Origin of the sequence: Streptomyces sp. TLI_55, assembly GCF_900206255.1 — a bacterium.
Lineage (GTDB): Bacteria > Actinomycetota > Actinomycetes > Streptomycetales > Streptomycetaceae > Streptomyces > Streptomyces aquilus.
Genome location: NZ_OAOJ01000001.1, coordinates 8510659 through 8537230 on the forward strand (window position 1 = coordinate 8510659; position 26572 = coordinate 8537230).

Genomic DNA, 26572 nt, shown 5'->3' on the forward strand with positions numbered 1-26572 from the left:
TTCCCCTCCGTCTCCGGTCCGCTAGACCGTGACGACGATCTTCCCTGAGTGCAGGCCCGACTCGAGATGGCGGTGTGCGGCTACGACGTCGTCGAGGGCGAACACCTTGTCGACGGCGGGCCGCAGCGCACCGAGGCGCACACCGGCGTCCAGGAAAGCCGCCATGCGCTTCACCACGGTGGCGTCGAGGGTGTGTTCGAAGCTCCGGTAGCTGAATATCCGCAGCGGTGCGCCGGTCGGGAACGGGGTGGGCCGAGGGTCCTGGAAGCCCGCGGCGACCAGCGTTCCGCCGGGGCGGGCCGCCTTCAGGAGCTCCTGCTGGCCGGGGCCCATGACCACGTCGAGGACGATGTCGGCGCCGGCCCCGTCGGTGTGGCGGCGGACGGCTTCGGCGACGTCCTCGTGGTCGGTGGCGATGACGGCGTCGGCACCGGCGGCGAGCAGCTCGCCCTTGCGCGAGGTGTGCCGGGTGAGGGCGAGGGGGACGGCGCCGATCTGGCGGGCGATCTGCATCGCCGCCCGGCCGACACCGCCGGACGCGGCGGTGACGAGGACGTGGTCGCCGGGCCGTACGCCCGCCTTCTCCACGAGCGCGCCGTATGCGGTCGAGTATCCGACCCAGACGGCCGCCGCCTCCGTGACGCCGAGCCCGGCCGGCCGGGGGATCACCTGGCTCGCGGGGAGCGTGGTGAACTCGGCGTAAGTGCCCCGGGTGCTCGGGTCCGGGACGGCCACGAGGATGACGGGATCGCCGATCTTCAGTCCGGCGGTGCCGGGGCCCAACGCGTCGACGACGCCGGTTGCTTCGACGCCGAGACGGGCGTGGGGCAGGGGGACGGGCGCGGGTGAGGTGCCCGAACGCATCATCTGGTCGAGCGGGTTGACGGCGAACGCCTCGATCCTGACGCGCACCTCGCCGGCGGCGGGCTCGACGACCGGCTCCTCGACGACGTGCATGACCTCCGGACCGCCGAACTCGTCGAACACGACGACTCGTTGCATGGTGGATCCTCCGCATCTGGTGCTGGTTTCGTTGCTCGCGGAAGACGTTACGAAGCCGTCGGTTACCTCCTGGTACCTTCGATTCCCATGCAGAACGTGGCCGGCCCTTCCTTCCTCGCCGACTGCCCCACGCGCCTGGCGGTCGAGATCATCTCCGACAAATGGGCCGTGCTCGTGATCTACGGTCTCAGCAGCGGGCCCCGCAGACACGGCGAGCTCGTCGATCTCATCGGCGGCATCTCCCGCAAGGTCCTCACCCAGACCTTGCGCCGACTCCAGCGATACGGGCTGGTCGAACGGCACGCCGAAGCGCCGAGGCGCGTCGAGTACCGCCTCACCGACCTCGGCCGTACCCTCGTGGACCCCATCGAGGTCCTGACGACCTGGGCGAGGGACAACGGCGAGGCCATCACCACCTTCCAGGAGACAACCCAAGCCGCCACCGAGGCCGAGGGTCGAACCGGCTGACGGAACGACGAAGGCAGTGAAGATGACCACGCAGACCCACGCCGTCGACCACGAACTCATCGAGGCCGCCGCGCGGATCGCCCGTACGCGCTGCCGGGGCGACAACCACACCATGGCAGCCGCGGCCCGCGCCGCGGACGGCAGGATCGTCACCGCGGTCAACGCCTACCACTTCACCGGCGGACCCTGCGCCGAACTGGTCGTCATCGGTACGGCGGCTGCCCAGGGCGCCTACGACCTGGACACGATCGTCGCCGTGGGCGACCGGGACCGCGGAGTGGTTTCCCCGTGCGGCCGCTGCCGCCAGGTCCTCTTCGACTACTTCCCCACCCTCAAGGTCATCGTCGGCAACGGCGACCACCTTCGAACCATCCCGGTCGCCGAGCTGCTGCCGGAAACCTATGTCTGGTCCGACCACCAACTCGAGACCGAGTAGCCACGGCAGCCACCTGCCACTGGCCTTCCTCGGCGGATGGCGCACTACCCTGTCCAACGCCGAGGTAAGCCACACCCGTTCACTCGTGCGCGCTCGATGAGGCCATGCGCCCGGGTGGGTGCCCGGAGGTGGGCCGCGAAGTGGAGTTCGACGGGAACCCCGAGTGCGCGCGCCGCCGCACGTTTCTCGTCCCGCTCAGCACGGCCCCAGAGGCCGAACTCCAAGATCACCGTCTGTCCGAGCCTCAGCAGGTCCTGGGCGTGGTGCCAGAAGCGCCGCTCGAGGCGGTCGCGCGCGGGTTCGTCGAACAGGTCGACACCGAGGGCGGCCAACCACTCGTCCGGGCACGGACGCACCGCCGGAATCTCTTCGGCCAGCCGCTTGGCCGGCGTCGTCTTCCCGGAACCGGGAAGTCCGCACAGCAGGAGCGGCCGGGGCTCGGGTCTCGTATCCATCAGGCCTCTCCGAAGCGGCGCGCCAAGGTCGTTGCGGCATGCTCGCGCAAACGTGCCGTCTGTGGGAAACGGACTCCGTGCGGGCGGGAACCGAGGCCCGGTGGGGAAGCGTCCACCCCGGTATGCAAGATCGATACCTGTATCTCGCTCGCCATGGCGAGGCCACACCCGACGAGAACGCGCTGACCTCGGCCGGCCGACGGCAGGCCGAGCTGCTGGGCAAGCGCCTGCACGGCGTACCGCTGACCGCCGTACACCATGGTCCGTTGCCCCGTGCGGCGCAGACGGCTCGGCTGGTGGGGGAGCAGTTGGGTGAGGTGCCGCTGCGGGAGTCCCGGGCGGCCGGCGACTATGTGCCGTACGTCCCCCAGCGGGATGAGCTGCCCTCGGCGTTCGCAGACGCGATGGTGGCGCGCCTCGCGTGGGTGACGGACGAGGAGCGGACGAGTGGCGCGGAACTGGCCCGCCAGGCGGAGGCGGCCTTCACCGGGCCGGTTGACGAGGGAGACGCGCCCCGGCACGAGCTGGTCGTCACCCACGCGTTTCTCATCGCCTGGCTGGTGCGCGCCGCGATGGACGCCCCGGCCTGGCGTTGGACGGGGATCAACGCCGGCAATGCCGCGCTCACCGTCATCCGTTATGCCCCGGACCGGCCGGCCGGTGTCCTGGTCCTCAACGACATGAGTCACCTCCCGGAGGAGCTGCGCTGGACCGGGTTCCCGCCCCCGCTTCGGGCGCCTTGCTGAGGCGGCAGTGGCAACTGCCGTACGGGCCCGCCGTGATGCCGCCGTTGTTCATTGGCCCGGTTTCATAGTTGTTGCTCTCTGGAGATGATCCGCTTCGCCGTGTAGCGTCAGTCTCGGCTGTCGTGGTTCGCAGTACCTGCCCGCGCTTTGGCGTGGGCGTTTTGCTGTGCAGTGTGCTGGACCAGGACGATCACCTCCAGGGCCGCGCGTTGCGGTTCCTGTACGTCTACGGAAAGGCATCAACATGGCCAGCGGAACCGTGAAGTGGTTCAACTCGGAGAAGGGGTTCGGCTTCATCGCCCAGGACGGCGGCGGTCCGGACGTCTTCGCGCACTACTCCAACATCAACGCCTCCGGCTTCCGTGAGCTGCAGGAGGGCCAGGCGGTGACCTTCGACATCACCCAGGGCCAGAAGGGCCCGCAGGCGGAGAACATCACCCCCGCCTGATTCCGGCCCGGTCGGCCCGCTCGGGCCACGGGATCGCGAGCGTGATCGAGTACGCCGCCGCGCAGTTCACTCTGCGCGGCGGCGCACTTCTTTCGCTCCCGTCAGGTGCGGCCGAACCAGCGGCGCCTGGCCCGTGGTGGTTGCTGCGGTGGGTCACTCGCGGGGAGCGCCGACGGGTCGTCGTACTCGCGGGACATCACCCGGACCTGCCCCGACCCGGCGTCCTGGCGGACCGTGTCCGGGCCCAGGTGGTCCAGGTGGGCGATCGCGTCGGCGTGCGTGGTGGTGTGGAGGGCGAGCATGCCGACCTTCGGATGTTCCTGGCCGAGCTGCACCTCTTCGCCCGGCAGCATCTGCATCAGGCGGTCGGCGGAGACCGAGGGCGGCTCCTCGTCCACGGCGACATGCAGCAGCAGGTGTTCCTCGCCGCCGACCTGCCATCGGACGTGTGCCACCCACACCGAGCGGACGGCGGGGAACTCGCGGATCCGCCGGGCCAGTGCGTCCCGCAGGGCGACCGCCACCGGGTCGGTGGACCAGCTGAGCTCCGTCTCCGCTCCGGGCCCGTGGGCCGCCCAGTCCCGCAGCACCTGCTCGGGAAAGACCGCCTGCCCGTTCCCGGAGCGCACCCCGAGGACGGCGACGCCGGTCTTCTCCAGGATGTCCCTCAGCCGCGCAGCGTCGCCACCGATCCGGTCTCGGTGAAGGGGACGAACACCCCGCCCTCGAACAGCGCGGAGAGCACCGCCTCCGGCGCGGGCTCGTGCCCGTCCGAGCGACGGTCGAGCACGTCGGTGAGACGTACGTTCGGATCCTCGATCACGTGTGCAGCGTAGTGTCCGACGCCGTCGGCAGACCGGTCGGCGTCAGTGTCGCAACAACCACGCGATCCGGTCGACGGAGGCGGCGTGGTAGGCCACCAGCACGATCATGAGCACCAGGGCAGGGGTGCGGGCCCCCGCCGCGTAGAGGGCTGCCGCGCCGCCGAAGAAGACGGCGAGTTCGAGCAGCAGTCGCAGGGGACCGGGGGTCGCCACGACGGTGTTTCCGGAGCGGGACTCGTCGCCGGGGGTCGCGAAGACCCCCCAGGCCGCGGCGACCAGCACGGGTACGGCCACCACCGTGACGTACCGCAGCCCCTGCGGGGAGATGTGCCAGGCCCAGTATCCGAAGCACACCAGCGCGGTGACCTCCAGCACGAGCCGCAGCGCGAGCATGGCCGGGTGGTAGCCCAGTCCGGGACCGGAGGTCATCAGCGTCCTGCCTTTCGCCTTGTCCGACCGGACCGAGCCTTGTTGTCTCCGGCGCGGCCCTCAGCCTAGCCGCGGGAATAGGCATCGTCATCGCCGCGGTCGGTAGGCGGTGGCCAGCACCGAGACGGTGAGCCGGTCGGGCAGGCGGTCGGCGTCGTCGAGATCCGTTTCGCTCACGTGCCGCGCACTCGGCGTCATCGCCACCAGGTCCCGGGCTTCCGTCCGGGTGAGGACGATGGGGTACTCCACCGGCTCGGTGGCGACCGCCTCGAAGAAGGGGGCCAGCGCCCGGTGCAGGCGCGTTTCCTTGGACCGGTCGACCGTGACCATCCCCGGCAACCGGCGGCGCAGCTCCACCAGGTGGCGACCGGTTGGACGGACCACGACCAGTCGGCCGGTCGGGCGCAGTACGCGGTGGAACTCCTCCGGATTGCGCGGGGCGAACACGTTCAGGACGACGTCGGCGACTCCGTCGGCGAGCGGGAAGGGGCGGAAGGCGTCCCAGGCCGCCGCGGCGGCTCGGTCGTGGGCCCGGGCCGCCGAGCGCAGCGCCCACACGGATGTGTCCAGCCCCAGTCCACGGGCGGCGGACAACTGGTCGAGTACACCGGCCAGGTAGTAGCCCGTGCCGCATCCGACGTCCAGGACCGTGCCCCGCTCCGAAGCGGCGCCGGCCGCCAAGCGGGCCACGGCCCCGCGGACGGGATCGTAGGCGCCGGTGGCCAGGAAGCGGTCCCGGGCCTGGACCATGGCCGTGTCGTCACCGCTGGTGGCGCGTGTGCCGGTCAGCAGGCCCGCGTAGCCGTGGCGGGCGATGTCGAAGGTGTGGCCCACCGGGCAGCGCAACGCGCCCCGGTCGGGGTGGAGTTGGTGCGTGCGGCAGGTCGGGCAGCGCAGCAGGTCGAGGGATCGTTCGAGGGCAGGGGGAAGCAACACGGGCACGAGGCGCTCCTGGCAGGGCCGAAGGGAAAGGGACCGTGCCTGTACGCGCGCGCTCAGGGCGTCAGCGTCGCTGCCCTCAGAGAGGAACGGGCGGCTTCGGGAACGTGGTTCACGCGGCAGGCACACCGAGGGGGGCGACGCCGTCCGGCCTCGCCCTCAATGCCTTCCGATCACAGGAAGCAGCAGTGCGGGGTGCTCATGAATGCCACACCGTGAGTCTACGAGCCGCGACGTGGCCCCTGAAAAGGGTCCCCCTTCAGTGATCCCTTGGCCCTCCCCTGAGTCTCCGTCCGTACGAGCGGGAGCGTAGGCGCGGACCGGAGCTGGGTGGTCATGGCGGACCCGGAGGGCAACGAGTTCTGCGTCCTGCGCACCCTCGCGCCGTAGCCCCAGGTCGCGAATCCCCCGTCAACGGGGGGCTCGGGAGGCCGTTGTCGGCGCGCACGGGCCCCGGCATGATGGATGCCCTATACCCGTGCATCGCCGCTGCCCGCGCCGCGCGGAGACGTCGGACAGGAGCAGGACGGAAGCATGTCGGGAGAGTTGTCGGGAGAGTTGCCGGGAGAGATGTCGCCCAACGGAAAGCGCTCCGGCCCCGGTTCGGCGCCCGAACTGCGTGCCTCTCACGCCGACCGGGACCGGGTGGTGGACGTACTGCGGATCGCCGCGGGGGACGGCCTGCTGACGGCGGACGAACTGGACGAGCGGCTCGAAGCCGCCCTGTCGGCGCGGACGCTGAGCGAACTGGCCGGACTGACCGCGGATCTGCCCGTGGCGTCGGCCCCGGCGGGCGGTGTCGCGGCCGGGGGCGTGGTGCCCAAGGACGTCGTCCGGATCGACCACGTGTTCAGCGGGGCGGTCAAGCGGACGGGGCGTTGGGTGCTGCCGCGGCGGCTGGAGCTCGCGGTGAGCTGGTGCGACGTCACACTCGACTTCACCGAGGCCGTGATCACACAGGACACCCTGCAGATCGACGTCGCCATGACGGGGAAGACCCTGACGCTCGTCACGGGGCCGGGCATCGAGATCGATGCCGACGAACTGACCCGGATCCACTGCCCGCTCAAATACCGCCCCACGCAGACGCCGCCGGACGGCACACCGGTCAGGCTGCGCGTGGAACTGGTCGGCCAGAAGGCCCACGGCAGCGTGGTGGTGCGGCCTCCGCGCCGGGGGTTCCGGCAGTGGCTGCTGCGCAGGCCCTCCGCCCGGCCGACGGGGGACTGACTCCGTCAGCGCTGCCACACCAACCACACGAGACACGAGGGCCGCCGTCCCCTTCCACAGGGGGCGGCGGCCCTGCGCAGCCCCTAGGCATCCCGGACTTTGTCCTGAGTGTGGAAAAAGAAGGCCTCAACTCCTGCGTAAGTACTTCCCAGTCTGGAAAATGGTTGTTACGTTCCTCTCCGACAGCCTGGGTGGCGCGGTCGGTGGAGACGGCGCCTGGTTCCCGGCCGTGGGTGAGGAGGGGAGGGACCGTGCGACGGATGACTGCTCGGCCTGAGAACGCCCATCAGGCGCGGCTGCTTCGTCTGCTGCGTGACAACGGGTCCAACTCCCGAGCCCAGCTGGGCGACTTGGTGGACCTGTCCCGTTCGAAGCTGGCCGTGGAGGTGGACCGGCTGCTGGAGACCGGGCTGGTGGTCGCGGACGGGCTCGCTCCGTCCCGCGGCGGCCGTCGGTCGCACAACATCCGGCTCAACCCGGGGCTGCGGTTCCTCGGTGTCGACATCGGCGCGACTTCGGTCGATGTCGCCATAACCAACGCGGAGTTGGAGGTCCTGGGCCATCTCAACCAGCCCATGGACGTCCGCGAGGGTCCGGTCGCCGTGTTCGAGCAAGTCCTGTCCATGGCCGCCAAGTTGAAGGCGGCCGGGCTCGCGGAGGGTTTCGACGGCGCCGGCATCGGTGTTCCGGGGCCGGTCCGTTTTCCCGAGGGTGTGCCGGTGGCGCCGCCGATCATGCCGGGCTGGGACGGCTTCCCGGTGCGGGAGGCGCTCAGTCAGGAGCTGGGCTGTCCGGTGATGGTCGACAACGACGTGAACCTGATGGCGATGGGGGAGCAGCACGCGGGTGTGGCCCGTTCCGTGGGTGACTTCCTGTGCGTGAAGATCGGTACCGGTATCGGCTGCGGCATCGTGGTGGGCGGGGGTGTCCACCGGGGTGTCACCGGCAGCGCGGGCGACATCGGGCACATCCAGGCGGTGCCCGACGGGCGGCCCTGTGCCTGCGGCAACCGGGGCTGCCTGGAAGCCCACTTCAGCGGGGCCGCGCTGGCCGAGGACGCGGAACAGGCCGCCCGCGAGGGCCGGTCGGCGTATCTCGCCACCCGGCTGGAGACAGCGGGAAGCCTGACCGCCGCGGATGTGTCGGCCGCCGCCGCGGCGGGGGACACGGTGGCTCTGGAACTCATCCGGGAGGGCGGCCAACGTCTGGGACAGGTCGTCGCCGGACTCGTCAGTTTCTTCAACCCGGGACTGGTGGTCATCGGCGGAGGTGTGACCGGACTGGGTCACACGTTGCTGGCCAGTGTCCGGACCCAGGTGTACCGGCAGTCCCTGCCGCTGGCCACGGGCAACCTGCCGATCGTACTAGGGGAGTTGGGGCCGGTGGCCGGAGCCATCGGTGCCGCCCGCCTCATCAGCGACCACGTCTTCTCGCCGGCCTGACCGGCGCCGGAGGACGGCGTAGCACCACACGTGTGACCTCACGTCGGTGAGGGCCCGCACGGCCCTCAGGCCTGCCCCTGCTCTGCCTTGCTCCGCCCTTCCCAGCCCAGCCCTGCCCACTCACGGCCCGCATCCGCCGAGGGGATAACTCATGGCACCACAACCACCCCTGCTCACCATGTCCGGCATCACCAAGTCCTTCCCGGGCGTCCGCGCCCTCGACGGCGTGGACCTCGAGGTCGAGGCAGGTGAAGTCCACTGCCTCCTCGGCCAGAACGGCGCCGGCAAGTCCACACTGATCAAAGTGCTCGCCGGCGCCCACCAGCCCGACGACGGTGAGATCACCTGGCGGGGCGAGCCCGTCACCCTGGGGTCACCGATCGCCGCCATGCGCCTCGGCATCGCCACCATCTACCAGGAACTCGACCTGATCGAGGGCCTGTCCGTCGCCGAGAACGTCTTCCTCGGACACGAACCCACCTCCGCCGGATTCGTCGTGCGCGGCGCCGCCGCCCGCACCGCGACCGCGCGACTGTTGCGACGCCTCGGCCACTCGGAGATCGAACCCGCCCGGCTCGTCGGCGAGTTGTCCGCGGCCCAGCAGCAGATCGTCTCCATGGCCCGCGCCCTCTCCCACGAGGTGCGGCTGATCGTGATGGACGAGCCGTCGGCGGCGCTCGACCCCGAAGAGGTCGACAACCTCTTCAGGATCGTCGCCGATCTGACCGCCGAAGGCGTCGCCGTCATCTACATCTCGCACCGCCTGGAGGAGATCCGCCGCATCGGCGACCGGGTCACCGTCCTCAAGGAGGGCCGCTCGGTCGCGGGCGGCCTGCCCGCCGAGTCGACCCCCACCCACGAGGTCGTCGCCCTGATGACCGGGCGGAACGTGGAGTACGTCTTCCCCGAGCGCCCCGCGGCCGGGTTCGCCGCGCAGCGGGAGCCGGTGCTGAAGGTCGAAGGGCTCACCCGGCGAGGGGAGTTCGCGCCCGTCGACCTGGAGCTGCGGCCCGGGGAGATCGTCGGGCTGGCCGGACTGGTCGGCTCGGGGCGCTCCGAGATCCTGGAGACGATCTACGGGGCCCGCAAACCCGACGCCGGCCGGGTGCTCGTCGACGGCAGCCCCCTGCGACCCGGGAGCGTGCGCGCCGCCGTGCGCGCCGGCATCGGCCTCGCCCCCGAGGAACGCAAGGCACAGGCCCTGCTGATGCTGGAGTCCGTCAGCAGCAACGTCTCGGTCTCCACCCTGTCCCGGTTCGCCCGCGCGGGCTGGATCGACCGGCGCGGCGAACGCGCCGCGACCCACCAGGCCGTCCGGGAACTGTCCCTGCGGCCGGACAACCCCGACACCGCGATCAGGACCCTGTCCGGCGGCAACCAGCAGAAGGCGGTGCTCGCCCGCTGGCTGCTGCGCGGCTGCAAGGTCCTGCTGCTGGACGAGCCGACCAGGGGCGTCGACATCGGCGCCCGGGCCGAGCTCTACGCCGTGATCCGCCGGCTGGCCGACGAGGGCCTGGCCGTACTCCTCGTGTCCAGCGAGGTGCCCGAGGTCCTGGGCCTCGCCGACCGGGTGCTCGTGCTCCGCGAAGGCAGCGTCGTCCACACGGCGGACGCCCGGGAGCTCGACGAGCACCGCGTACTCGATCTTGTGATGGAAGGGAGCCCGACGTCATGACGCAGCCGGCCACCGCGGCGCCGAAGGACGCGCCGACGTCCTCCGCGAAATCCCCGGAGAAGAAAGGGAGTTCACGCCTGACCGGACTGCGGTGGGACGTGCGCACCCTGTCCCTGCTCGGAGTCCTCGCCGTCCTCGTCGCGGTCGGCGGGATCACCGCGCCGGACGAGTTCCTGGCGACCAGCAACCTCCAACTCGTGCTCACCCAGGCGTCCGTGATCGGCGTCGTCACCGTCGGCATGACGTTCGTCATCACCAGCGGCGGCATCGACCTGTCGGTCGGCGCGATGGTCGCGCTCGCCTCGGTGTGGGCGACGACCGTGGCCACACAGGATTTCGGCTTCGCGGGCATCCTCTTCACCGCCGTGGTCGTCGGGGTGGGCTGCGGACTGGTGAACGGACTGCTCATCGCCTACGGCAGGATGGTCCCGTTCATCGCGACGCTGGCCATGCTCGCCTCCGCCCGGGGCCTTGCCCTGCAGATCACGGACGGCAGCACCCAGGTCGTGACCGTCCAGTCGGTGCTCGATCTCGGCGGCCGGGACTCCTACGTCCTCGGCATCCCGCCCCTCGTCCTGATCTTCGCCGCGGTCACCGTCATCGGCTGGCTGCTGCTCAACCGCACCACCTTCGGCCGGCGCACCGTCGCGGTCGGCGGCAACGCGGAGGCGGCACGCCTGGCCGGCATCGACGTCCGCCGCCAGCGGCTGTACCTGTACCTGCTGTCCGGACTGTGCTGCGGCATCGCCGCCTTCATGCTGATCGTGCTCGCCGGTTCGGGCCAGAACACCAACGGCAACCTCTACGAGTTGGACGCCATCGCCGCGGCGATCATCGGCGGGACGCTGCTCAGCGGCGGCCGCGGCACGATCGTCGGCTCCGTCCTCGGCGTGCTGATCTTCACCACGATCACCAACATCTTCGCCCTGAACAACCTCGAGACCGCTGTCCAGCAGATCGCGAAGGGCGCCATCATCGTCGCCGCCGTCCTGGTCCAGCGCCGCTCACCGCACGGGGACACCTGACGCCGCCGTGCCGTACGCAACACGCAGCGGCCTGACAACGCTCGTGCCGTGCGCGGCACGGAGCCGCCTGAAGCCACTGTGCCGTGCCCCGCACGGAGAGGCCTGACGGCGCCCGTCGCGTACGTCGCGCGGAGCCGCTCGGAGCCGCCGTGCCCGCACCGCGCACGGAGCCGCCAGAAGCCACCCGTGCCACCCGCCGCACGCCGGCGCCACGAGGACGCCGCCCGTGCCGTACGCCGCCGGACGGCGGCCCCTGACACCGCCGTCCGGCCCCCCGCCACCCCGTCCTGACGCTCACCGCCCAGTCGAAGGGTCGATCCACCATGGCAAGAACCCCCGCCACCAGCCGCAGAGCACTGCTGTTCGGCACCGCAGCCGTGTCCGCCGGAGCGCTGCTGACGGCCTGCACCAGCAACGAGACCAAGGACCAGGAACCGGCCGCGGACAACGCCCCGGTCGCCGACGACAAGCCCGGCAAGCAGGTCACCATCGGCTTCGCCGGCCCGCAGGCCGACCACGGCTGGCTCAACGCCATCAACGACAACGCCAAGAGCCGGGCGAAGAAGTACTCCGACGTCACCCTGGAGATCACCGAGGGCTCCAACGACACCGCCGCCCAGATCGGCCAGATCCAGACGCTGATCAACAAGAAGGTCGACGTCCTCGTGATCCTCCCGGCCGACGGCAAGGCCCTCACCCAGGTCGGTCTCCAGGCCATGCGGGCCGGCATCCCCGTCATCAACCTCGACCGCGTCTTCGCCTCCCCGCAGGCCTACCGCTGCTGGATCGGCGGCGACAACTACGGCATGGGCCTCAACGCCGGGCACTACATCGGCGAACAGCTCAAGGGCAAGAAGAACGCCAAGGTCGTCGAACTCGCCGGCCTCGACAACCTCGAACTGACCCAGCAGCGCACCAAGGGCTTCGACGACGCCCTGAAGAACTACCCGAACATCAAGAAGGTCGCCCGTCAGGCGGCCGACTTCACGGTCGAGTCCGGGCAGGCCAAGATGGCCCAACTCCTCCAGGCCCAGTCGAACTTCGACGCCCTCTGGAACCACGACGACGACCAGGGCGTCGGCGCGCTGCGCGCCATCGACCAGGCCGGCCGCGACGACTTCCTGATGGTCGGCGGCGCGGGCGCCAAGTCGGCGATGGACGCCATCAAGGCCGACAACAGCGTTCTCAAGGCGACCGTCCTGTACCCGCCCACGATGGCCGCCTCCGCGATCGACCTCGCCCGCGCCCTCGGGCAGAGCAAGGGCGTCGGCGGCCTCGCCGAGTTCGAGATCCCGTCCTCGTTGACGCTCTACTCGGCCGTGGTCACCAAGGACAACGTCGACCAGTACCTGCCGACCGGCTTCGTCTGACCGGGCCGGGCCGCGGGCCCCGCGCGAGCACAGCGACGAGTCAGTGACGCTCCGACGAGGAGGAAATCCGTATGGAAGCCGGTGAGGAAGCCCGTATGGAAGCCCATGTGGAACCCCGTAGCGAACAGAGGGACAACCCGACCGCACCGCCGGCACTCGGCGTGGGAATGGTCGGCTACGCGTTCATGGGCGCCGCCCACTCCCAGGGATGGCGCACCGTTGGGCACGTGTTCGACCTGCCGCTGCGGCCGGTCCTGGCCGCGATCGCCGGCCGCGACGTGCACGCCGTGCGGGCGGCGGCCGACCAGCACGGCTGGGCCGCGGCGGAGACCGACTGGCGCGCCCTCATCGCCCGCGACGACGTCCAGCTCGTCGACGTCTGCACACCGGGCGACAGCCATGCGGAGATCGCCATCGCGGCACTGGAGGCGGGCAAGCACGTGCTGTGCGAGAAGCCGCTGGCCAACTCGGTCGCCGAGGCGGAGGCCATGGTCGCGGCCGCCGAAGCGGCCCGGGCGCGGGGGCAGTTGGCGATGGTGGGCTTCAACTACCGGCGCGTGCCCGCTCTCACCTTCGCCCGCCGGCTCATCGCCGACGGCAGGCTCGGAGCACTGCGTCACCTGCGGGTCAGCTATCTCCAGGACTGGCTGGTCGACCCCGACTTCCCGCTCACCTGGCGGCTTCAGCGGGAGCATGCCGGGTCGGGGGCGCTCGGCGACCTGGGCGCGCACATCGTCGACCTCGCGCAGTATCTGACGGGGGAGCCGCTGGTCGGGGTCTCCGCCCAGGTGGAGACGTTCATCAAGGAGCGTCCGCGCCTGGACGGTGCCTCCTCCGGCCTGACCGCTTCCGGCGGCTCCCGGCGCGGGCCGGTGACGGTGGATGACGCGGCCGTCTTCACCGGCCGGTTCTCCTCGGGGACGCTCGCCGTGTTCGAGGCCACCCGGATGGCGTCGGGCCGCAAGAACGCGCTGCGGCTGGAGGTGAACGGCGAGCTGGGTTCCCTCGCCTTCGACCTGGAGCGGCTCAACGAACTGTCCTTCCACGACCACCAGGAGCCCGCCGCGACCGCGGGGTTCCGCAGGATCGTCGTCACCGAACCGGATCACCCCTACCTGGAGGGCTGGTGGCCGCCGGGCCACGGCCTCGGCTACGAGCACAGCTTCGTCCACCAGGCCCGCGACCTCGTCGAGGCCATCGCGACCGGCACCGACCCGATGCCGTCCTTCGCGGACGGCCTCCAGGTGCAGCGGGTGCTCGCCGCCGTGGAGGAGAGCGCCGAGAAGAACTCCGTCTACACGCCCGTTCACCCCCCGACCACCTCCTTCGACGCCGCCTTCGCAGGTGGCGGCAACTGACCCACGCTGAAGCGGGGTTGCCTACCTCCAACCCCGCTTTGTCCTCGTCCGGGAAGAAGTTCGCCTTCTTCGTGCACAAGGGGTTCCCGCCACGGACGAACGGGGCTACGGTCCCTTTCGTGCACAGGAACCACACAGTGGTTCGACACTGACGGCGCCAACAGGTCGTACGGCCGACCCCCCGCCCCCGAGACCGACTTACCGAGGACGTCCCGCACCGCGCAGGGCCAAGAGCCCCCAGGTATCCCGCACTTCACCCCCCGCGGCCCTTCGCCGCTCACCCGCACGCCGTAACCGCAGCCGGGAGCAGCCCTCCCGGACCGCGGCCAAAGCCGCCCGAATGCCGGCGGTGGGCGGGAGGCCTCCGAGCCCCCACCCACCGTCCTCCACATCACCTCGGCACAGCGACATGGCAGGGAGGCAGTTCGTGAACAACGACGTGAACGCATCGCAGCCCCCGACCGGCGAGCGCCCCGCGCGCACCGGCGTCTGGTTCGTCGGAGCCCGCGGATCGGTCGCCACCACCGCCGTCACCGGATGCGCGGCGGTCACCGCCCGACTGCACCCGCCGACCGGCATGGTCACCGAGACACAGCCGTTCGACGGCGCCGGTCTGCCGGCCCTGTCCGCCCTCGTCTTCGGCGGCCACGACACCACCCACTGCCCGCTGCCCAAGCGGGCCGAGCAGCTCACCGAGGCAGGCGTCCTGCCGCACGGGCTCGCCCCCGCCGTACGCGCCGAACTCCGCGCCGCCGACGAGGAGATACGCATCGGCGGCCCGCTCGCGGACGACCCGCGCGGCGACGAGGAGCTCATCGCCGACTTCGCCGCCGACCTCACCGCCTTCCGCGAGCGCCACGCACTGGCCCGCGTGGTCGTGGTCAACGTCTCCTCCACGGAGCCGCTGCCCGCACCGGACGCCGTACGGCTGCCGGCCAGCTCCCTCTACGCGGCCGCCGCCGTGCGCGCCGGCTGCCCCTACGTCAACTTCACGCCGTCCACCGGGCTGCGCACCCCGGCCCTGACCGAGGCCGCCGCGGCCGCCGGACTTCCCCACGCGGGCCGCGACGGCAAGACCGGCCAGACGCTGCTGCGGGCCGCGCTCGCCCCGATGTTCGTCCAACGCGCCCTGCACGTCAGGGCCTGGTCCGGCACCAACCTGCTGGGCGGCGGCGACGGGGCGGCGCTGGCCGACCCGGGCGCGGCGGCGGCGAAGAACGCCGGCAAGGAACGCGTCCTGGCCGACACCCTCGGGCACACCCCGCAGGGCGAGGTCCACATCGACGACGTCCCCGTGCTCGGCGACTGGAAGACCGCCTGGGACCACGTCGCCTTCGAGGGCTTCCTCGGCTCGCGCATGATCCTCCAGACCATCTGGCAGGGCTGCGACTCCGCGCTGGCCGCACCCCTCGTGCTGGACCTGGCCCGTCTGGTCGCCCGCGCCCACGAGGCGGGCCTGTCCGGCCCCCTCCCGGAGCTGGGCTTCTACTTCAAGGACCCCGACGCGGGCCCGTCGGGACTGACGGAGCAGTTCACCGCGCTGCTGTCGTTCGCCGACCGGCTGCGGAACGCTTCTTGATCCGTCATCCCCGCGCGGCAGCAGCCCACGGCCGCGTCCTCTCACGAGCGACGACGAAGGTCCGCTCGTTCTGAACTCCACCCCCCGCGCGCAGTGTTCGGCCGCCCAGCGGCCACCTCCAGCGGCTCGCCGGCCCCCTTGTGCGCCGGCGTCCGTCAGGCACCCGCAGCATCGCGACAACGAAAGTGAGACCCCTGTGACCGCGTTCAACGACGAAGCCGTCACCGGCGACGCCCTGCGCCGCACGCTCGGCGTCAGCCGCCGCCGTTTCCTCAGCACCTGCACCGCCACCGCCGCCGTGGCGATCGCCGCCCCGGTCTTCGGCGCCTCACCCGCGCTCGCGCAGGACAGATCAGAAGCCGCCGCCGGTGACCGGGGACGTTCCGCTCTGGTGCCCCCGCACAAGCGCGGCATCATCCTCTACACCGTCCGTGACGCCGTCGCCCGCGACCCGCTCGCCTCCGACCTGCCCTCCGGTTTCCGCGAGGTGTTCCGGCAGCTGTCCCGGTTCGGCTACCGCCAGGTGGAGTTCGCCGGCTACGGCCAGCACGCCAACGCGCCCGGCGGCGCCGACCTGGGCACGGTGGCGGGCGCGAAGCTCCTGCGCTCCTGGCTCGACGAGTACGGCCTGCGGGCCCAGGGCAGCCACGGCTACATCCCGCCGTCCTGGCCGCTGACCTCGTCCGACCTCGACACGTTCAAGCGTTTCCTGGAGATCGCCAACATCCTCGGCATGGAACACATGGGGACCGGCGCCGACCCCACCAACACCCGCTATCGCGCGGACTGGGACGTGGCCGCGGAGAAGTGGAACACCCTGGGCGCCATCGCCCGCCGCGAGGGCATCAAGCTCTACACCCACAACCACGACGCGGCCTACGACTTCCTGCTCGACGGCGGCCCGCTCGACGCCCAGGGCAACCCGACCCGCAGCTCCGGCATCCGCAAGCTGGAGTACTTCCTGAAGGTGACGGACCGCAAGAACGTGTACCTGGAACTGGACGTGTTCTGGGCCCACGTGGCCCAGTACAAGTTCCACACGTACACCGCCCACGACGGCTCACAGCGCGAGGACGTGTTCGACCCGGCCGCGCTCGTGGCCCGCAACACCAACCGCTTCCCGCTCTTCCACGCCAAGGACGGCGTCGTGAACCTCCAGAGCGGCCTGGGCTACGACATGGTGCCCTTCGGCACGGGCGACATCGACTACCAGAAGTTCTTCACCCGGGTGGGCGCGAAGAACTACCACAACCCGATGGTCGAGCAGGACAACGCACCGAGCACGACCGTGCCCGGCCAGTCCCTGGACTTCGCCAAGATCGGCTACGACAACCTCGCGGCCCTGCGCGCCTGCAACTGACGCAACGTCACCCGCTGGTCAGATCAAAGGAGTTCTGAGTGCGTAACAGACGGATCGTCACCCTGCTCGGGGCGGGCGCGCTGGCCGGAGCCGTCGGGCTGCTGCCGCTTCCCGCAGCCCAGGCCCACCCGTCGGACCCCACACCGCCGACCTCGTCGGACTTCCAGAAGGTCACCCTCAACGACCGCCCGGGCGAGCCCATGGCCCTGGCCGTCCTGCCCGACCGGCGGGTGCTGCACACGGCACGCACCGGCGAGGTCCGCATCCACGACCCCAAGAGCGGCGTCAACTTCCTCGCCGCCGACATGAAGAAGAGCCCCGCCGGGCTCTACCAGCACGACGAGGAAGGCGTGCAGGGCATCGCCGTTGACCCCGGCTTCGCCAAGAACCACTGGGTCTACCTCTATTACTCGCCCCGCCTCGACACCCCCATGGACGACCCCGCCACCCCGGGCGTCAACGAGGGTGACGCGCCGCAGTTCGGCACGGCCGCGGACTTCGCCAAGTACAAGGGCGTCACCCGGCTTTCGCGGTTCAAGCTCGTCGGCAACAAGCTCGACTACAACACCGAGCAGAAGATCCTCGACGTGCCCGCCGACCGCGGCATCTGCTGCCACGTCGGCGGCAAGATCGACTTCGACCACAAGGGCAACCTGTTCCTGTCGACCGGCGACGACTCCAACCCGTTCTCCTCCGACGGCTACGCCCCGCTCGACGACCGCCCCGACCGCAACCCCGCCTACGACGCGCGCCGCACCGCGGGCAACACCAACGACCTGCGCGGCAAGGTCCTGCGCATCAAGGTCAAGCGCCACGGCGGCTACGCGATACCCGACGGCAACCTCTTCGCGCCGGGCACCGCGAAGACCCGGCCCGAGATCTACGCCATGGGCCTGCGCAACCCCTTCCGCTTCGGCGTGGACGACAAGACCGATGAGGTCTACGTCGCCGACTACTCACCCGACGCCAACACCGCCAACCCGGGCCGCGGCCCCGCCGGCCAGGGCCGCTGGATGGTCATCGACCGCCCCGCCAACTACGGCTGGCCGTACTGCGTGACCACGGACCAGCCCTACCAGGACTACGACTTCGCCACCCAGACCTCCAGCGGCGCCTTCGACTGCGCCAAGCCCGTCAACGACTCCCGCCACAACACCGGCCGCAGCGTGCTGCCCCCGGTCGAGAACGCGGAGATCGTCTACGGCTACGGCGCCACCCCGAAGTTCCCCGAACTCGGCACCGGCGGCATCGGCCCCATGGGCGGCCCGGCCTACCGCTACGACAAGCACAACAAGGCCGCCAACCGCTGGCCCCAGTACTTCGACGGCAAGCCGCTCTTCTACGAGTGGACCCGCGACCAGATGAAAGCACTGACCCTCGGCAAGAACAACGAGGTCCTGAAGATCGAGGACGCGATCCCCGGGATCACCACGGACGGCCCGATCGACGCCGAGTTCGGCCCCGACGGGGCGCTCTACGTCCTGGAGTACGGCACCGGGTACTTCGCGGAGCTGCCCGAGGCCCAGCTCTCCCGCATCGACTTCGTCCGCGGCAACCGCACCCCGGAGCCCAAGGTCGCGGCCGACGTCGTCAACGGCACCAGCCCGCTGGCGGTCCGGTTCTCCAGCGCCGGCACCAAGGACGCCGACGGCGACGCCCTGCGCTACGCCTGGGACTTCGACGCCGACGGCACCGTGGACTCCAGGGAGGCCAACCCGACGCACACCTTCGACAAGAACGGGGTCTACGACGCCACGCTGAACGTCACCGACAGCACCGGCCGCTCGGCCTCCGCCTCCCTTCCGGTCGTCGTCGGCAACAAGGCGCCGGTCGTCTCGCTCACCACCGACCCGGCCCCGCACGGAGGCACCCCGTTCCACTGGGGGGACACGGTCACCTGGCAGGTCACCGTCACGGACGACCAGCCGGTGGACTGCGCCAAGGTCAGCGTCTCGTTCATCCTCGGCCACGACACGCACGGCCACCCGCTGTCCACCAGCAACGGCTGCTCCGGCTCCTTCAAGACGTTCGTGGACGGCGGTCACTCCGGCTCGGACAACTTGAAGGCGGTCTTCAACGCAAGCTACACGGACACGCCCCCGGCGGGCCTGCCGTCCCTCTCGGGCAGCGCCGAGGTCGCCCTGACCCCGGAGGACTGACCGACTGACGACGGGACAGCACACCAGCGGGGCGCCCTCAGGGGGGGGCGCCCCGCGCTCGGTGTCCCGCTACGCCGCAGGCTGTCCGTCGACGGCGATGTCCAGCTGGTCGGCGATGGTCGTGAGGGCGGTCCCGAGGGGGAGCGCGACGCGGGTGACGGCGAACTGATCGCCCCGCGTCGGATCCCGGTTGATGATGAACACCCGCTGGTCGGCCTGGGCCGCCTGGCGGACGAATCTGAGCCCCGACATGACCGTCAACGAGGAGCCCAGCACCAGCAGCGAGGACGCCTCAGCGACCAGCCTTCGGCACTGCTCGATCCGCTGGACCGGCACCGGCTCACCGAAGAACACCACGTCCGGCTTCAGCACCCCGCCGCATTCCCCGCAGGGCACCACCCGGAAGTCACCGACCTGGTCATCGGTGAGATCGGCGTCACCGTCGGGATTGATCTCCGCGACCGTCGGCGCGAATCCGGCGTTGGCCGCCTCCAGCCGTACGGCGAGATCGCGGCGCGGACTGTCCGCTCCGCACGACAGACACACGACCCGGTCCAGCCGCCCGTGCAGATCCACGACCCCCTCGCTGCCGGCGGCCTGGTGCAGACCGTCGACGTTCTGCGTGATCACACCCGACAGCACCCCGTGCCGCGCGAACGCGGCCACGGCCCGGTGACCGGCGTTGGGCAGCGCGCGGCCGAACGTACGCCACCCGAGATGACTGCGCGCCCAGTACCGCTGCCGGGCACGCGGGCTGGAGGTGAAGTCCTGGTACGTCATCGGGGTGTGCCGGCTGAGACTTCCGCCCTCGCCCCGGTAGGCGGGGATGCCCGACTCCGTGGAGATGCCCGCCCCACTCAGCACGAGGACACCACCGGCACGCACCGCCTCGACCACCGGCCGCAGATCCGTGGTGCCCGGCGGCAGGTCGGAGGGAGGGGTCCAGTGAAGGGTGGGACGCATCCGCATGTCCGCCAGCGTACGGAACCGCGCTCGGTTTCCGCGTGCCGCGACCTGTAGCCCAGTGACGTCTCCAGGTCGACGCCGGCCCCTTCGGCCGGACCTTCACCTTCGCCGACCCCGACGGCTGCCAGGTCACACCCCAATGACCCGCCTGACCGACCTCGGCTCGGCAGCCGTCCATCAGCACGTCACGACGGCTGGACCTCGTCGAAAACGGCGACGGCCCGGGCGGGGTCGGGGCTCACGAGACGTTCCAGGCCGGCCGCCGTCCTCTGCGCCCATCGGCCCGCTCGTGCCCACATCTGTTCCTCGAAGGCGCGGACGACCTTGTCCAGGTCCTCGGGCTGGGCGGCGATGGCTTCGGCGAGTTCGGCGCCCTCCAGCATCGCGAGATTCGCGCCCGCCCCAAGCGGCGGCATCAGGTGGGCGGCATCGCCCAGGAGCGTCACGCCGGGGACGTGGGCCCAGGTGTGGGACACGGGCAGGACGTACAGCGTGCGAGGGGTGAAAACGGTGCCGCGGCGCAGGAGTTCGAGGACGGGAGCGGCCCAGCCGTCGAACAGGGCCAGGAGACTGGCGCGGACGGACTCGACGTCGGACAGGTCCAGGTCCCTGTGCCAGTCCAGCGGCACCCGGAACTGGGCGTACACCTTGGCGTGGCCACCGCTGTTGCGCTGGGCGACGAGACCTCGGTTCACCCCGTACACGGCCAGGGAGCCGTCACCGATCAGCCGGGCGAGGTCGGGATGGCGGGTGTCGATGTCGTCGAGGGCGGTCTCCACCGCGGTGACCCCCGTGTAGTGCGGCGTCACCGGCGAAACGGCCGGACGGACCCGGGACCAGGCGCCGTCCGCGCCGATCACGAGGTCGTACACCTCCTGTCGCCCGTCCTCGAACCGGACGAGCACGCCGTCGGCGGGGGCTTTGGGCACCACCTCTGCCACACCCCGACCCCACCGGACGTCGAGCGGGCCGAGCAGCAGGTCGCGGAGCTGCCCCCGGTCGATCTCGGGATTGGCCTCGTCGCCCGGCCGGGGGCGCCAGTCGCGCAGGACGGTCCCGTCCGTGTCCAGGATCCGCATGGCCTGCCCCTCGGGGCGGGACAGCGTCCGGAACTCCGCCAGCAGCCCCGCCTTGTCCAGGGCCAGCTGCCCCAACCCGGCCTGCAGGTCCAGCGTGCCGCCCGGAGGGCGGGCATCGGGAGCGGGATCGCGTTCGAAGACGGTGACGGAGTGGCCATGGCGGTGCAGGACACGGGCGAACGTGAGACCGGAGGGACCGGCTCCGACCACGGCGATACGATGCCTCATGTTGATACACTGTATTGGTTCGATACGCTGCATCGCAACAGTACGATGTGACCATGACTGTGTGGGACCGGCCGGAGCCGCCGACGCGCCCCGTGCCGCTCGACAGGGAGCGGATCGTCGCCGCCGCCGTCGAGCTGGCCGACGAGGGTGGACTGGACGAGGTGTCGCTGCGCAAGGTCGCCGCCCGGCTGAAGGCCGGACCGATGCGGCTGTACGGCTACATCGCCACCAAGGAGGAGCTGTTCGACCTCATGGTGGACGAGGTCCAGGCCGAGATCCTCCCCGAGGTGCCACCCGGGGACTGGCGGGAGACGCTGCGCGTCCTCGCCCGCCGCACCAGGCAGGCCGTGCTTCGCCACGAATGGCTGGCCGACCTGCTCGGCGGCCGTCCGGCCCTGGGCCCGAACGGCCTCGCCGTGACCGAGGCCCGACTGGCCGCCCTGGACGGCCTCGCCGACATCGACACCGTGATGCGCGCCGCGGAGACGGTGAGCGCCTACACCACCGGTGCGATCCGACGCGAGGTGGCGAACCTGCGGGCCGAGCGCGCCACGGGCCTGTCCAAGAGCGACTGGCAGCGCGCCAACGGCCCGCACGTGACGAGGATGCTGGCCACAGGACGCTTCCCGGCGCTGTCCAAGGCCGTGCACGAGGCCACCCACGTGGATGCCGAGGAATCCTTCGAGACCGGCCTGGACTGGGTCCTCGACGCCGTGGCCGCCAAACTCGCCCGGTCCTGAGCGCCTCCGCCAAGACCCCCGAAGGGGGCCGTGGGCAGATCAGGGCAGGAAGTCGGCGACGAGCGCGGCGAACTCGTCCGGCGCCGCCAACCGGATGCCGAGGTCCTCGGCCTTGGCGCGCTTGGAGCCCGCGCCCTCTCCGGCGACCACCAGGGCCGTCTTCTTGGAGACGCTGGAGGAGGAGCGGCCGCCTGCCCGTTCGATGAGCTCGTTCATCTGGTTGCGGGAGAGCTTTTCGAGAGGGCCGGTCATCGAGCCGGTGACGACGACGGTCATCCCCGCCAGCGGCAGGTCCGCGGCCATGGCGTCCCCGGGTACTTCGGCAGGGTCGGCGTCCGCCGCGGGCGGCGGCGTCGCGCCGGGCTCGGTCATGTTGACCCCGACCGCGACGAGCTTGTCGATGAGCGGGGCCAGCTCGGCGAGTTCGGCGACGATGGACGGCGCCTTCTCCGTGCCGATGCCCTCCACCTCCTGCATCGCCTCGGCGTCGGCGGCCCGGATGCGGTCCATGGTCGCGAAGTGGCGGGCGATCCGCCGGGACATCGACCGTCCGGTGCCCCGCACCCCGAGCGCGCACAGCACCCGGGACAGCGGCCGGCCCTTGGCCGTGGTCAGCGCGGCCAGCAGGTTGTCGGTGCTGGTCTCGCCCATCCGCTCCAGGGCCAGGAGCTGCTCGCGGGTGAGGGTGAAGAGATCGGCGAGATCGGCGACCAGGCCGGCGTCGACGAGCTGGACGACCCGGGTGTGGCCCAGACCCTCGATGTCGAGCTGGTCGCGGCCCGCGGCGTAGGAGAGGGAGGCGACCAGGTGGCAGTTGCGGCCGTTGGTACAGCGCCAGCGCTGCTCGCTGGTGTCGATGTCCGATCCGCAGCGCGGGCACACCTCGGGGAAGGCGATGGGCTGCTCGTCGCCGGTGCGCAGATGGGCGACGGGGGCCTCGACGCGGGGGATGACGTCACCGGCCCGGTAGACCATGACGTGGTCGCCCAGGCGCAGGTCGCGCCGGGTGATGTCGGCCGGATTGTGCAGGGTGGCGTAGGTGATGGTGGAGCCGTCGATCTCGACCGGTTCCAGAACCGCGCGCGGGGCGATGATGCCGGTGCGGCCCACGTTCCACTCCACGTCCAGCAGCCGCGTGATCTTCTCGACGGCGGGCAGCTTGTAGGCGATCGCCCATCGCGGGGCACGGCTGCCGGAACCGGCGGCCCGCTGGTCTGCGGCCAGGTCGGCCTTGATGACGACGCCGTCGATCCCGAACGGCAGCTCGGCGCGCAGTGAGGCGATCTCCTCGACCCGGGCCAGGACCTCCTCGACGCCGTCTGCGGTGGTGCCGGGCACGGCGGTCGACGCGGTGGTGTTCACCCCCAACCCGGCGGCCTGCGCCATCAGTTCACTGTGCGCGCTCTCGCCGAGCCGGTCGGCGAGAGCGGTGTCGGTACCGGGCAGCGGGAGCAGTCCGTAGCCGAAGAACGTCATCGGCACGGTGTACGCGCGGTCCTTGGCGCGCAGGGTGCCGGCCGCGGCGTTGCGCGGATTGGCGAACGGCTGCCCGCCGTGCTGTGTGCGCACCTCGTTGGCGTGCTCGAACTGGGCCGTCGTCATCAGGACCTCGCCGCGGACCTCCACGGTGACCGGCTCGGACAGGGTGGCGGGCAGGCCCTCGATGGTGCCGATCGCATGGCTGACGTCCTCCCCCGCCGTGCCGTCGCCGCGGGTGATCAGCTGTCTCAGGCGGCCGCGGGTGTAGCGGGCGGCGATCGCCAGCCCGTCGAGCTTCGGCTCGCTGCTGAAACGGGTGACGTCATGGCCGATACGGCGCGCCAGCGAGGCGGCCCAGGTGGTGAACTCCTCGGCGGAGAAGACGTTGTCGAGACTGAGCATCGGCACCGTGTGCGGGACGTCCCCCTCCACCGCGCCGCCGGCGACCTTGCCCGTGGGGGAGTCGGGGAGGACCTGATCGGGGTGGGCGTCCTCCCACTGCGCGATGCCGCGCACCAGCCGGTCGTAGGTGTCGTCGTCCAGGGGCGAGGTGCCGCCCTCGTAGTAGGCGGCCGCGGCCTTCACCGCGTCCTCGACCGCCTGCGCGTAGGCGGCGGCATCCACGATCTGTGCAGCTGGTGTCGTCATGCGGATCATCTTGCACGCCGCCACTGACAACGCCCCGCCGCCGAGGCGCCGGGTGACCATGAGGAAGGCGTGGCGGCCCGTATGGAGCCGCCACGCCTGCCGTTACCGGCTGTCAGACGCGGTCGGCCGCGATCAGCACGTATTGGAAGGAGCCGTCCCGGTACGACTCGATGAACGCCTCCTCGATCCCGGTGACCAGCGACGACGTCGCCCGCAGCTCCCAGTAGGGCAGGGTGTCCGGGGTCAGGTCGATCACGGTCTGCGGCACGAGCCGGTTGTCGGCCATGGCCCGCAGATACTCACGCCGCGAGTGGATGTTGCACTCGAAGTGGGCGTTGATCTGGGAGACCCACTTCGACGGCTGGCCGTAGCGGGGGTTCCAGCAACCGGTGATGGTCACGTACCGGCCGCCCACCTTCAGGAAGCGGGAGTGCTCGGCGAACAGGTCGTGCAGATCGACGTACATGGTCGACTCGTTGTTCCACGACGCGGTGACGCTGCCCTTCTCGAAGGGGGTGTCGAGCATGTTGCACACCCGGGAGCGCACATGGTCCTGGATCCGCAGGTCCCGCGCCCGTCCGTTGCCGAAGTCGGCCTGGGCGGCGGACAGGGTGACGCCCTCGACCTTGCAGCCGAAGCGCTGGTGGGCCATGACCATCGAGCCGCCGCGCCCGCAGCCGGCATCGACGAGGGTGTCGTCGGCGGTGATGGGGCCGAGGTGGTCCAGGAGGAACTCGGCCTGGGCGGACTCCAGTCGGTGCAGCTCGGCGATGAGCTTCTTCTCGTACTCGCTGTGTTCCGGGTCGCCGAGGGCTTCGTGGTTGACGGCGCCGATGCCGTAGTGGTGGTGGTAGAGCCCGTCCACGTCACCGAGGCGCAGGTTCACCGGCCTCGCCTCGTTGTTCCAGTACCGGGCGATGTCCCCCTGGTAGGGGGTCGCGGGGGCCGGGATCGTCGCAGAGACGGTGGGGGTGATTTCTGTGGTCACTGAGTGTCCGTTCCTTACCAGAAGGCGGGCAGGCTGTAGCGGTAGGTGTTGGTGCGATGCCAGTCGTGGTTGCCGTCGACCCAGGTGGCCACGCCCTTGAGGAAGCGCACCACGGGGGGCAGCGGGCAGGCCGCGGCCAGGTCGGCCGCCGCCGCCTCGAAGGCGTGCATGAGGTCGTTGTGGACCTCGACCGCCTTGAGATAGGCGTCGCGCTCCGAGAGCTTCTCCCGTTCGGCGATCACCACGGGCAGGTTCAAGTGCCGGCCGGGGCTGGCGAGTTCCTTGGTGTACGAGTACAGGTCGTTGACGATGGTGGTCGCGTTGCCGGCCAGGGCGATGACACGCTGCATCTCCGGCCGGGCGTGCAGGTCGGCTGGTAGCTCGTAGCCTCCGATGGTGTCGGTGATGGTGGGGCAGGGGCGGAAGTTGTTGAACTGGCGCATGGCCAGGTACTCCCACACCTCCGGGACGTGATCGGTCTCGGCCCAGGCGGCCTCGGCCAGGTAACCCATGTGCAGCCGGGCCATGTCGTGGCGGAAGCGGTCCACTTGGGAGGGCGAGGCCATGGCGGTGAAGTAGTCCATGGCACTGCGATAGGCGCGCCGCGGCGGGTCCGAGCCGAGCGACTCCAGCCAGGCCGGCGCGTACTCCGGGGTGGTGTGGAGCGGGTCGAGCGCGGTGTGGGCCAGCAGAAGGCGGCCGCCGAGGCCGACGGGTGAGCCGCCGTGGTCCTCGCAGTAGCAGTCGTCGACCGCGTTCTCCGCGACCATCAGCCGGGTGGCGATCATGAGATGGTCGACCGTGGGGGCGTCGGGATGGCAGCCGACCATGTACCGGCCGACCGAGAAGCCGTCGAACTGCCCCTCCCACTCCTCGGGATAGAGCTGGACCTCCTCCTCGGCCCACCGCTTGATCCGCCGGCTCACCTCCTCGACGCGCTGCGGGTCGGGTTCCGGGATCGGGTGGTGGTAGAGGCCGGGAACCGCCTGGCCCTCGGCGGGTGGCGCGGCGGCCGGGGGCGGCGGGACGGATTCCGGCGGCGGCTGAAGCGCGGTGCGGGCGAGGGACAGCGAGGCCGTGCCCAGGCCGGTGGGTCCGCCCAGGACCCGCTCGACACCCGGCGCGGTCTCGGGCACGGCCTCCGGCACGGGAGGCGCGGCGGATTCCGCGACGGCGACCGGTGGTGACGGAGCCGTTCCTGCTGAACTGCCCGCCAACGACAGCGAGTTGGTGCCCAGCCCGGTCGGCCCGCCCAACACCCGCTGAAAGACGGGCTCGGCAGGCGGCGTGCCGGTGACCGGCGGGGGTGGGGGAGCGGTCGTCGGATGCAGTACGGCCTCAAGTCCGAAGGCGGCCGCGGTGATCGGAAGATCGGGGACCGCCGGCGTGGGAACCTCCGGCGCGGCGCCGGAAGGCAGCGACCGCTGCCCGGGGATGGACGGTCCAGGGGGCCCGGATTCGGGCATCCACTACTCCTTGCTGTGGTGTCGGGGACGGGC

The 26572-nt window shown here is 71.0% G+C and carries 25 protein-coding genes and 1 pseudogene; 15 read left to right on the top strand and 11 right to left on the bottom strand.

Annotated features, from left to right (window positions below; translation table 11 throughout):
* Positions 1-21: 21 nt before the first annotated feature.
* Positions 22-1002, bottom strand: coding sequence for a zinc-dependent alcohol dehydrogenase family protein (locus CRP56_RS38990; protein WP_097272257.1), 981 nt, complete (start codon positions 1000-1002; stop codon positions 22-24).
* Positions 1003-1089: 87 nt separating this feature from the next.
* Between CRP56_RS38990 and CRP56_RS38995 the strand changes: the two genes are divergently transcribed.
* Both CRP56_RS38995 and CRP56_RS39000 read left to right on the top strand, forming a co-directional pair.
* Positions 1090-1470 (top strand): winged helix-turn-helix transcriptional regulator, encoded by a 381-nt coding sequence (locus CRP56_RS38995; protein ID WP_097272259.1) that lies wholly within the window; start codon positions 1090-1092, stop codon positions 1468-1470.
* Between the two features lie 22 nt (positions 1471-1492).
* On the top strand, positions 1493-1906 hold the full coding sequence (locus CRP56_RS39000; protein ID WP_097274906.1) for a cytidine deaminase: 414 nt from the start codon (positions 1493-1495) through the stop codon (positions 1904-1906).
* A 44-nt stretch (positions 1907-1950) separates the two neighbouring features.
* Here the strand turns inward: CRP56_RS39000 and CRP56_RS39005 are convergent, their stop codons facing one another.
* Positions 1951-2361, bottom strand: a complete 411-nt coding sequence (locus CRP56_RS39005) for an AAA family ATPase (protein ID WP_097272261.1) — start codon at positions 2359-2361, stop codon at positions 1951-1953.
* A gap of 122 nt (positions 2362-2483) precedes the next feature.
* Between CRP56_RS39005 and CRP56_RS39010 the strand changes: the two genes are divergently transcribed.
* Together CRP56_RS39010 and CRP56_RS39015 are read left to right on the top strand one after the other, a co-directional pair.
* The gene (locus CRP56_RS39010) at positions 2484-3107 is read left to right on the top strand and encodes a histidine phosphatase family protein (protein WP_097272263.1); all 624 of its coding nucleotides are present in this window, start codon (positions 2484-2486) and stop codon (positions 3105-3107) included.
* 244 nt (positions 3108-3351) lie between these two features.
* Entirely contained in the window at positions 3352-3555 is a 204-nt protein-coding gene (locus CRP56_RS39015) for a cold-shock protein (RefSeq protein WP_059190954.1), read from the top strand.
* A gap of 101 nt (positions 3556-3656) precedes the next feature.
* Here the strand turns inward: CRP56_RS39015 and CRP56_RS39020 are convergent, their stop codons facing one another.
* From CRP56_RS39020 to CRP56_RS39030, 4 genes are all read right to left on the bottom strand, one after another.
* Positions 3657-4184, bottom strand: a complete 528-nt coding sequence (locus CRP56_RS39020) for a hypothetical protein (protein ID WP_097272265.1) — start codon at positions 4182-4184, stop codon at positions 3657-3659.
* A gap of 38 nt (positions 4185-4222) precedes the next feature.
* Positions 4223-4378, bottom strand: coding sequence for a hypothetical protein (locus tag CRP56_RS47800; protein WP_179851225.1), 156 nt, complete (start codon positions 4376-4378; stop codon positions 4223-4225).
* 43 nt (positions 4379-4421) lie between these two features.
* Entirely contained in the window at positions 4422-4808 is a 387-nt protein-coding gene (locus tag CRP56_RS39025; protein WP_097272267.1) for a YrdB family protein, read from the bottom strand.
* 87 nt (positions 4809-4895) lie between these two features.
* Positions 4896-5750, bottom strand: coding sequence for a methyltransferase domain-containing protein (locus CRP56_RS39030; RefSeq protein ID WP_179851226.1), 855 nt, complete (start codon positions 5748-5750; stop codon positions 4896-4898).
* Positions 5751-6059: 309 nt separating this feature from the next.
* Between CRP56_RS39030 and CRP56_RS39035 the strand changes: the two are divergent.
* From CRP56_RS39035 to CRP56_RS39080, 10 genes and pseudogenes are all read left to right on the top strand, one after another.
* Positions 6060-6137 (top strand): annotated as a pseudogene (locus CRP56_RS39035) (VOC family protein); the annotation flags it as partial.
* A gap of 180 nt (positions 6138-6317) precedes the next feature.
* Positions 6318-6977: a DUF1707 SHOCT-like domain-containing protein gene (locus CRP56_RS39040; protein WP_257041542.1), complete on the top strand. Its 660-nt coding sequence runs from the start codon at positions 6318-6320 to the stop codon at positions 6975-6977.
* Between the two features lie 260 nt (positions 6978-7237).
* Positions 7238-8419, top strand: a complete 1182-nt coding sequence (locus CRP56_RS39045) for an ROK family transcriptional regulator (RefSeq protein WP_097272271.1) — start codon at positions 7238-7240, stop codon at positions 8417-8419.
* A 151-nt stretch (positions 8420-8570) separates the two neighbouring features.
* On the top strand, positions 8571-10094 hold the full coding sequence (locus CRP56_RS39050; protein WP_097272273.1) for a sugar ABC transporter ATP-binding protein: 1524 nt from the start codon (positions 8571-8573) through the stop codon (positions 10092-10094).
* Complete coding sequence (locus tag CRP56_RS39055) at positions 10091-11119, top strand: ABC transporter permease (protein WP_097272275.1); 1029 nt, start codon at positions 10091-10093, stop codon at positions 11117-11119. The genes CRP56_RS39050 and CRP56_RS39055 overlap by 4 nt, the downstream gene beginning before the upstream one ends.
* Before the next feature lie 323 nt (positions 11120-11442).
* Positions 11443-12489: a substrate-binding domain-containing protein gene (locus tag CRP56_RS39060; RefSeq protein WP_097272277.1), complete on the top strand. Its 1047-nt coding sequence runs from the start codon at positions 11443-11445 to the stop codon at positions 12487-12489.
* A 95-nt stretch (positions 12490-12584) separates the two neighbouring features.
* Complete coding sequence (locus tag CRP56_RS39065) at positions 12585-13847, top strand: Gfo/Idh/MocA family protein (RefSeq protein WP_097274910.1); 1263 nt, start codon at positions 12585-12587, stop codon at positions 13845-13847.
* A gap of 427 nt (positions 13848-14274) precedes the next feature.
* The gene (locus CRP56_RS39070; protein WP_257041543.1) at positions 14275-15426 is read left to right on the top strand and encodes an inositol-3-phosphate synthase; all 1152 of its coding nucleotides are present in this window, start codon (positions 14275-14277) and stop codon (positions 15424-15426) included.
* A gap of 196 nt (positions 15427-15622) precedes the next feature.
* A complete protein-coding gene (locus tag CRP56_RS39075; RefSeq protein WP_097272282.1) occupies positions 15623-16786 on the top strand; it encodes a sugar phosphate isomerase/epimerase family protein in 1164 nt (387 codons plus the stop codon).
* A 38-nt stretch (positions 16787-16824) separates the two neighbouring features.
* Entirely contained in the window at positions 16825-18945 is a 2121-nt protein-coding gene (locus CRP56_RS39080; protein WP_097272284.1) for a PQQ-dependent sugar dehydrogenase, read from the top strand.
* A 69-nt stretch (positions 18946-19014) separates the two neighbouring features.
* Here CRP56_RS39080 and CRP56_RS39085 read toward each other — a convergent pair whose 3' ends face one another.
* Together CRP56_RS39085 and CRP56_RS39090 are read right to left on the bottom strand one after the other, a co-directional pair.
* Entirely contained in the window at positions 19015-19914 is a 900-nt protein-coding gene (locus CRP56_RS39085; RefSeq protein ID WP_097272286.1) for an NAD-dependent protein deacetylase, read from the bottom strand.
* A gap of 182 nt (positions 19915-20096) precedes the next feature.
* Positions 20097-21218, bottom strand: coding sequence for an FAD-dependent oxidoreductase (locus CRP56_RS39090; protein ID WP_097272288.1), 1122 nt, complete (start codon positions 21216-21218; stop codon positions 20097-20099).
* A 53-nt stretch (positions 21219-21271) separates the two neighbouring features.
* Between CRP56_RS39090 and CRP56_RS39095 the strand changes: the two genes are divergently transcribed.
* On the top strand, positions 21272-21958 hold the full coding sequence (locus CRP56_RS39095; RefSeq protein WP_097272290.1) for a TetR/AcrR family transcriptional regulator: 687 nt from the start codon (positions 21272-21274) through the stop codon (positions 21956-21958).
* Between the two features lie 39 nt (positions 21959-21997).
* Here the strand turns inward: CRP56_RS39095 and ligA are convergent, their stop codons facing one another.
* The 3 genes from ligA to CRP56_RS39110 all read right to left on the bottom strand — a co-directional run bounded on the left by ligA (position 21998) and on the right by CRP56_RS39110 (position 26539).
* The gene (gene ligA / locus CRP56_RS39100) at positions 21998-24085 is read right to left on the bottom strand and encodes an NAD-dependent DNA ligase LigA (protein WP_179851227.1); all 2088 of its coding nucleotides are present in this window, start codon (positions 24083-24085) and stop codon (positions 21998-22000) included.
* Positions 24086-24197: 112 nt separating this feature from the next.
* Complete coding sequence (locus CRP56_RS39105) at positions 24198-25073, bottom strand: geranyl diphosphate 2-C-methyltransferase (protein WP_097272295.1); 876 nt, start codon at positions 25071-25073, stop codon at positions 24198-24200.
* 14 nt (positions 25074-25087) lie between these two features.
* The gene (locus tag CRP56_RS39110; RefSeq protein ID WP_097272297.1) at positions 25088-26539 is read right to left on the bottom strand and encodes a family 2 encapsulin nanocompartment cargo protein terpene cyclase; all 1452 of its coding nucleotides are present in this window, start codon (positions 26537-26539) and stop codon (positions 25088-25090) included.
* Between the last annotated feature and the right edge of the window lie 33 nt (positions 26540-26572).

Bases quoted from the DNA above. Each gene is read 5' to 3' on its own strand.
- CRP56_RS38995 (WP_097272259.1), top strand. From the start codon at position 1,090: ATGCAGAACGTGGCCGGCCCTTCCTTCCTCGCCGACTGCCCCACGCGC.
- CRP56_RS39055 (WP_097272275.1), top strand. From the start codon at position 10,091: ATGACGCAGCCGGCCACCGCGGCGCCGAAGGACGCGCCGACGTCCTCC.
- CRP56_RS39090 (WP_097272288.1), bottom strand. From the start codon at position 21,218: ATGAGGCATCGTATCGCCGTGGTCGGAGCCGGTCCCTCCGGTCTCACG.
- CRP56_RS39065 (WP_097274910.1), top strand. From the start codon at position 12,585: ATGGAAGCCCATGTGGAACCCCGTAGCGAACAGAGGGACAACCCGACC.
- CRP56_RS39040 (WP_257041542.1), top strand. From the start codon at position 6,318: ATGTCGCCCAACGGAAAGCGCTCCGGCCCCGGTTCGGCGCCCGAACTG.
- CRP56_RS39005 (WP_097272261.1), bottom strand. From the start codon at position 2,361: ATGGATACGAGACCCGAGCCCCGGCCGCTCCTGCTGTGCGGACTTCCC.
- ligA (WP_179851227.1), bottom strand. From the start codon at position 24,085: ATGACGACACCAGCTGCACAGATCGTGGATGCCGCCGCCTACGCGCAG.
- CRP56_RS39025 (WP_097272267.1), bottom strand. From the start codon at position 4,808: ATGACCTCCGGTCCCGGACTGGGCTACCACCCGGCCATGCTCGCGCTG.
- CRP56_RS39095 (WP_097272290.1), top strand. From the start codon at position 21,272: ATGACTGTGTGGGACCGGCCGGAGCCGCCGACGCGCCCCGTGCCGCTC.
- CRP56_RS39015 (WP_059190954.1), top strand. From the start codon at position 3,352: ATGGCCAGCGGAACCGTGAAGTGGTTCAACTCGGAGAAGGGGTTCGGC.
- CRP56_RS39045 (WP_097272271.1), top strand. From the start codon at position 7,238: ATGACTGCTCGGCCTGAGAACGCCCATCAGGCGCGGCTGCTTCGTCTG.
- CRP56_RS39110 (WP_097272297.1), bottom strand. From the start codon at position 26,539: ATGCCCGAATCCGGGCCCCCTGGACCGTCCATCCCCGGGCAGCGGTCG.
- CRP56_RS39060 (WP_097272277.1), top strand. From the start codon at position 11,443: ATGGCAAGAACCCCCGCCACCAGCCGCAGAGCACTGCTGTTCGGCACC.
- CRP56_RS39050 (WP_097272273.1), top strand. From the start codon at position 8,571: ATGGCACCACAACCACCCCTGCTCACCATGTCCGGCATCACCAAGTCC.
- CRP56_RS39010 (WP_097272263.1), top strand. From the start codon at position 2,484: ATGCAAGATCGATACCTGTATCTCGCTCGCCATGGCGAGGCCACACCC.
- CRP56_RS39085 (WP_097272286.1), bottom strand. From the start codon at position 19,914: ATGCGGATGCGTCCCACCCTTCACTGGACCCCTCCCTCCGACCTGCCG.
- CRP56_RS39000 (WP_097274906.1), top strand. From the start codon at position 1,493: ATGACCACGCAGACCCACGCCGTCGACCACGAACTCATCGAGGCCGCC.
- CRP56_RS38990 (WP_097272257.1), bottom strand. From the start codon at position 1,002: ATGCAACGAGTCGTCGTGTTCGACGAGTTCGGCGGTCCGGAGGTCATG.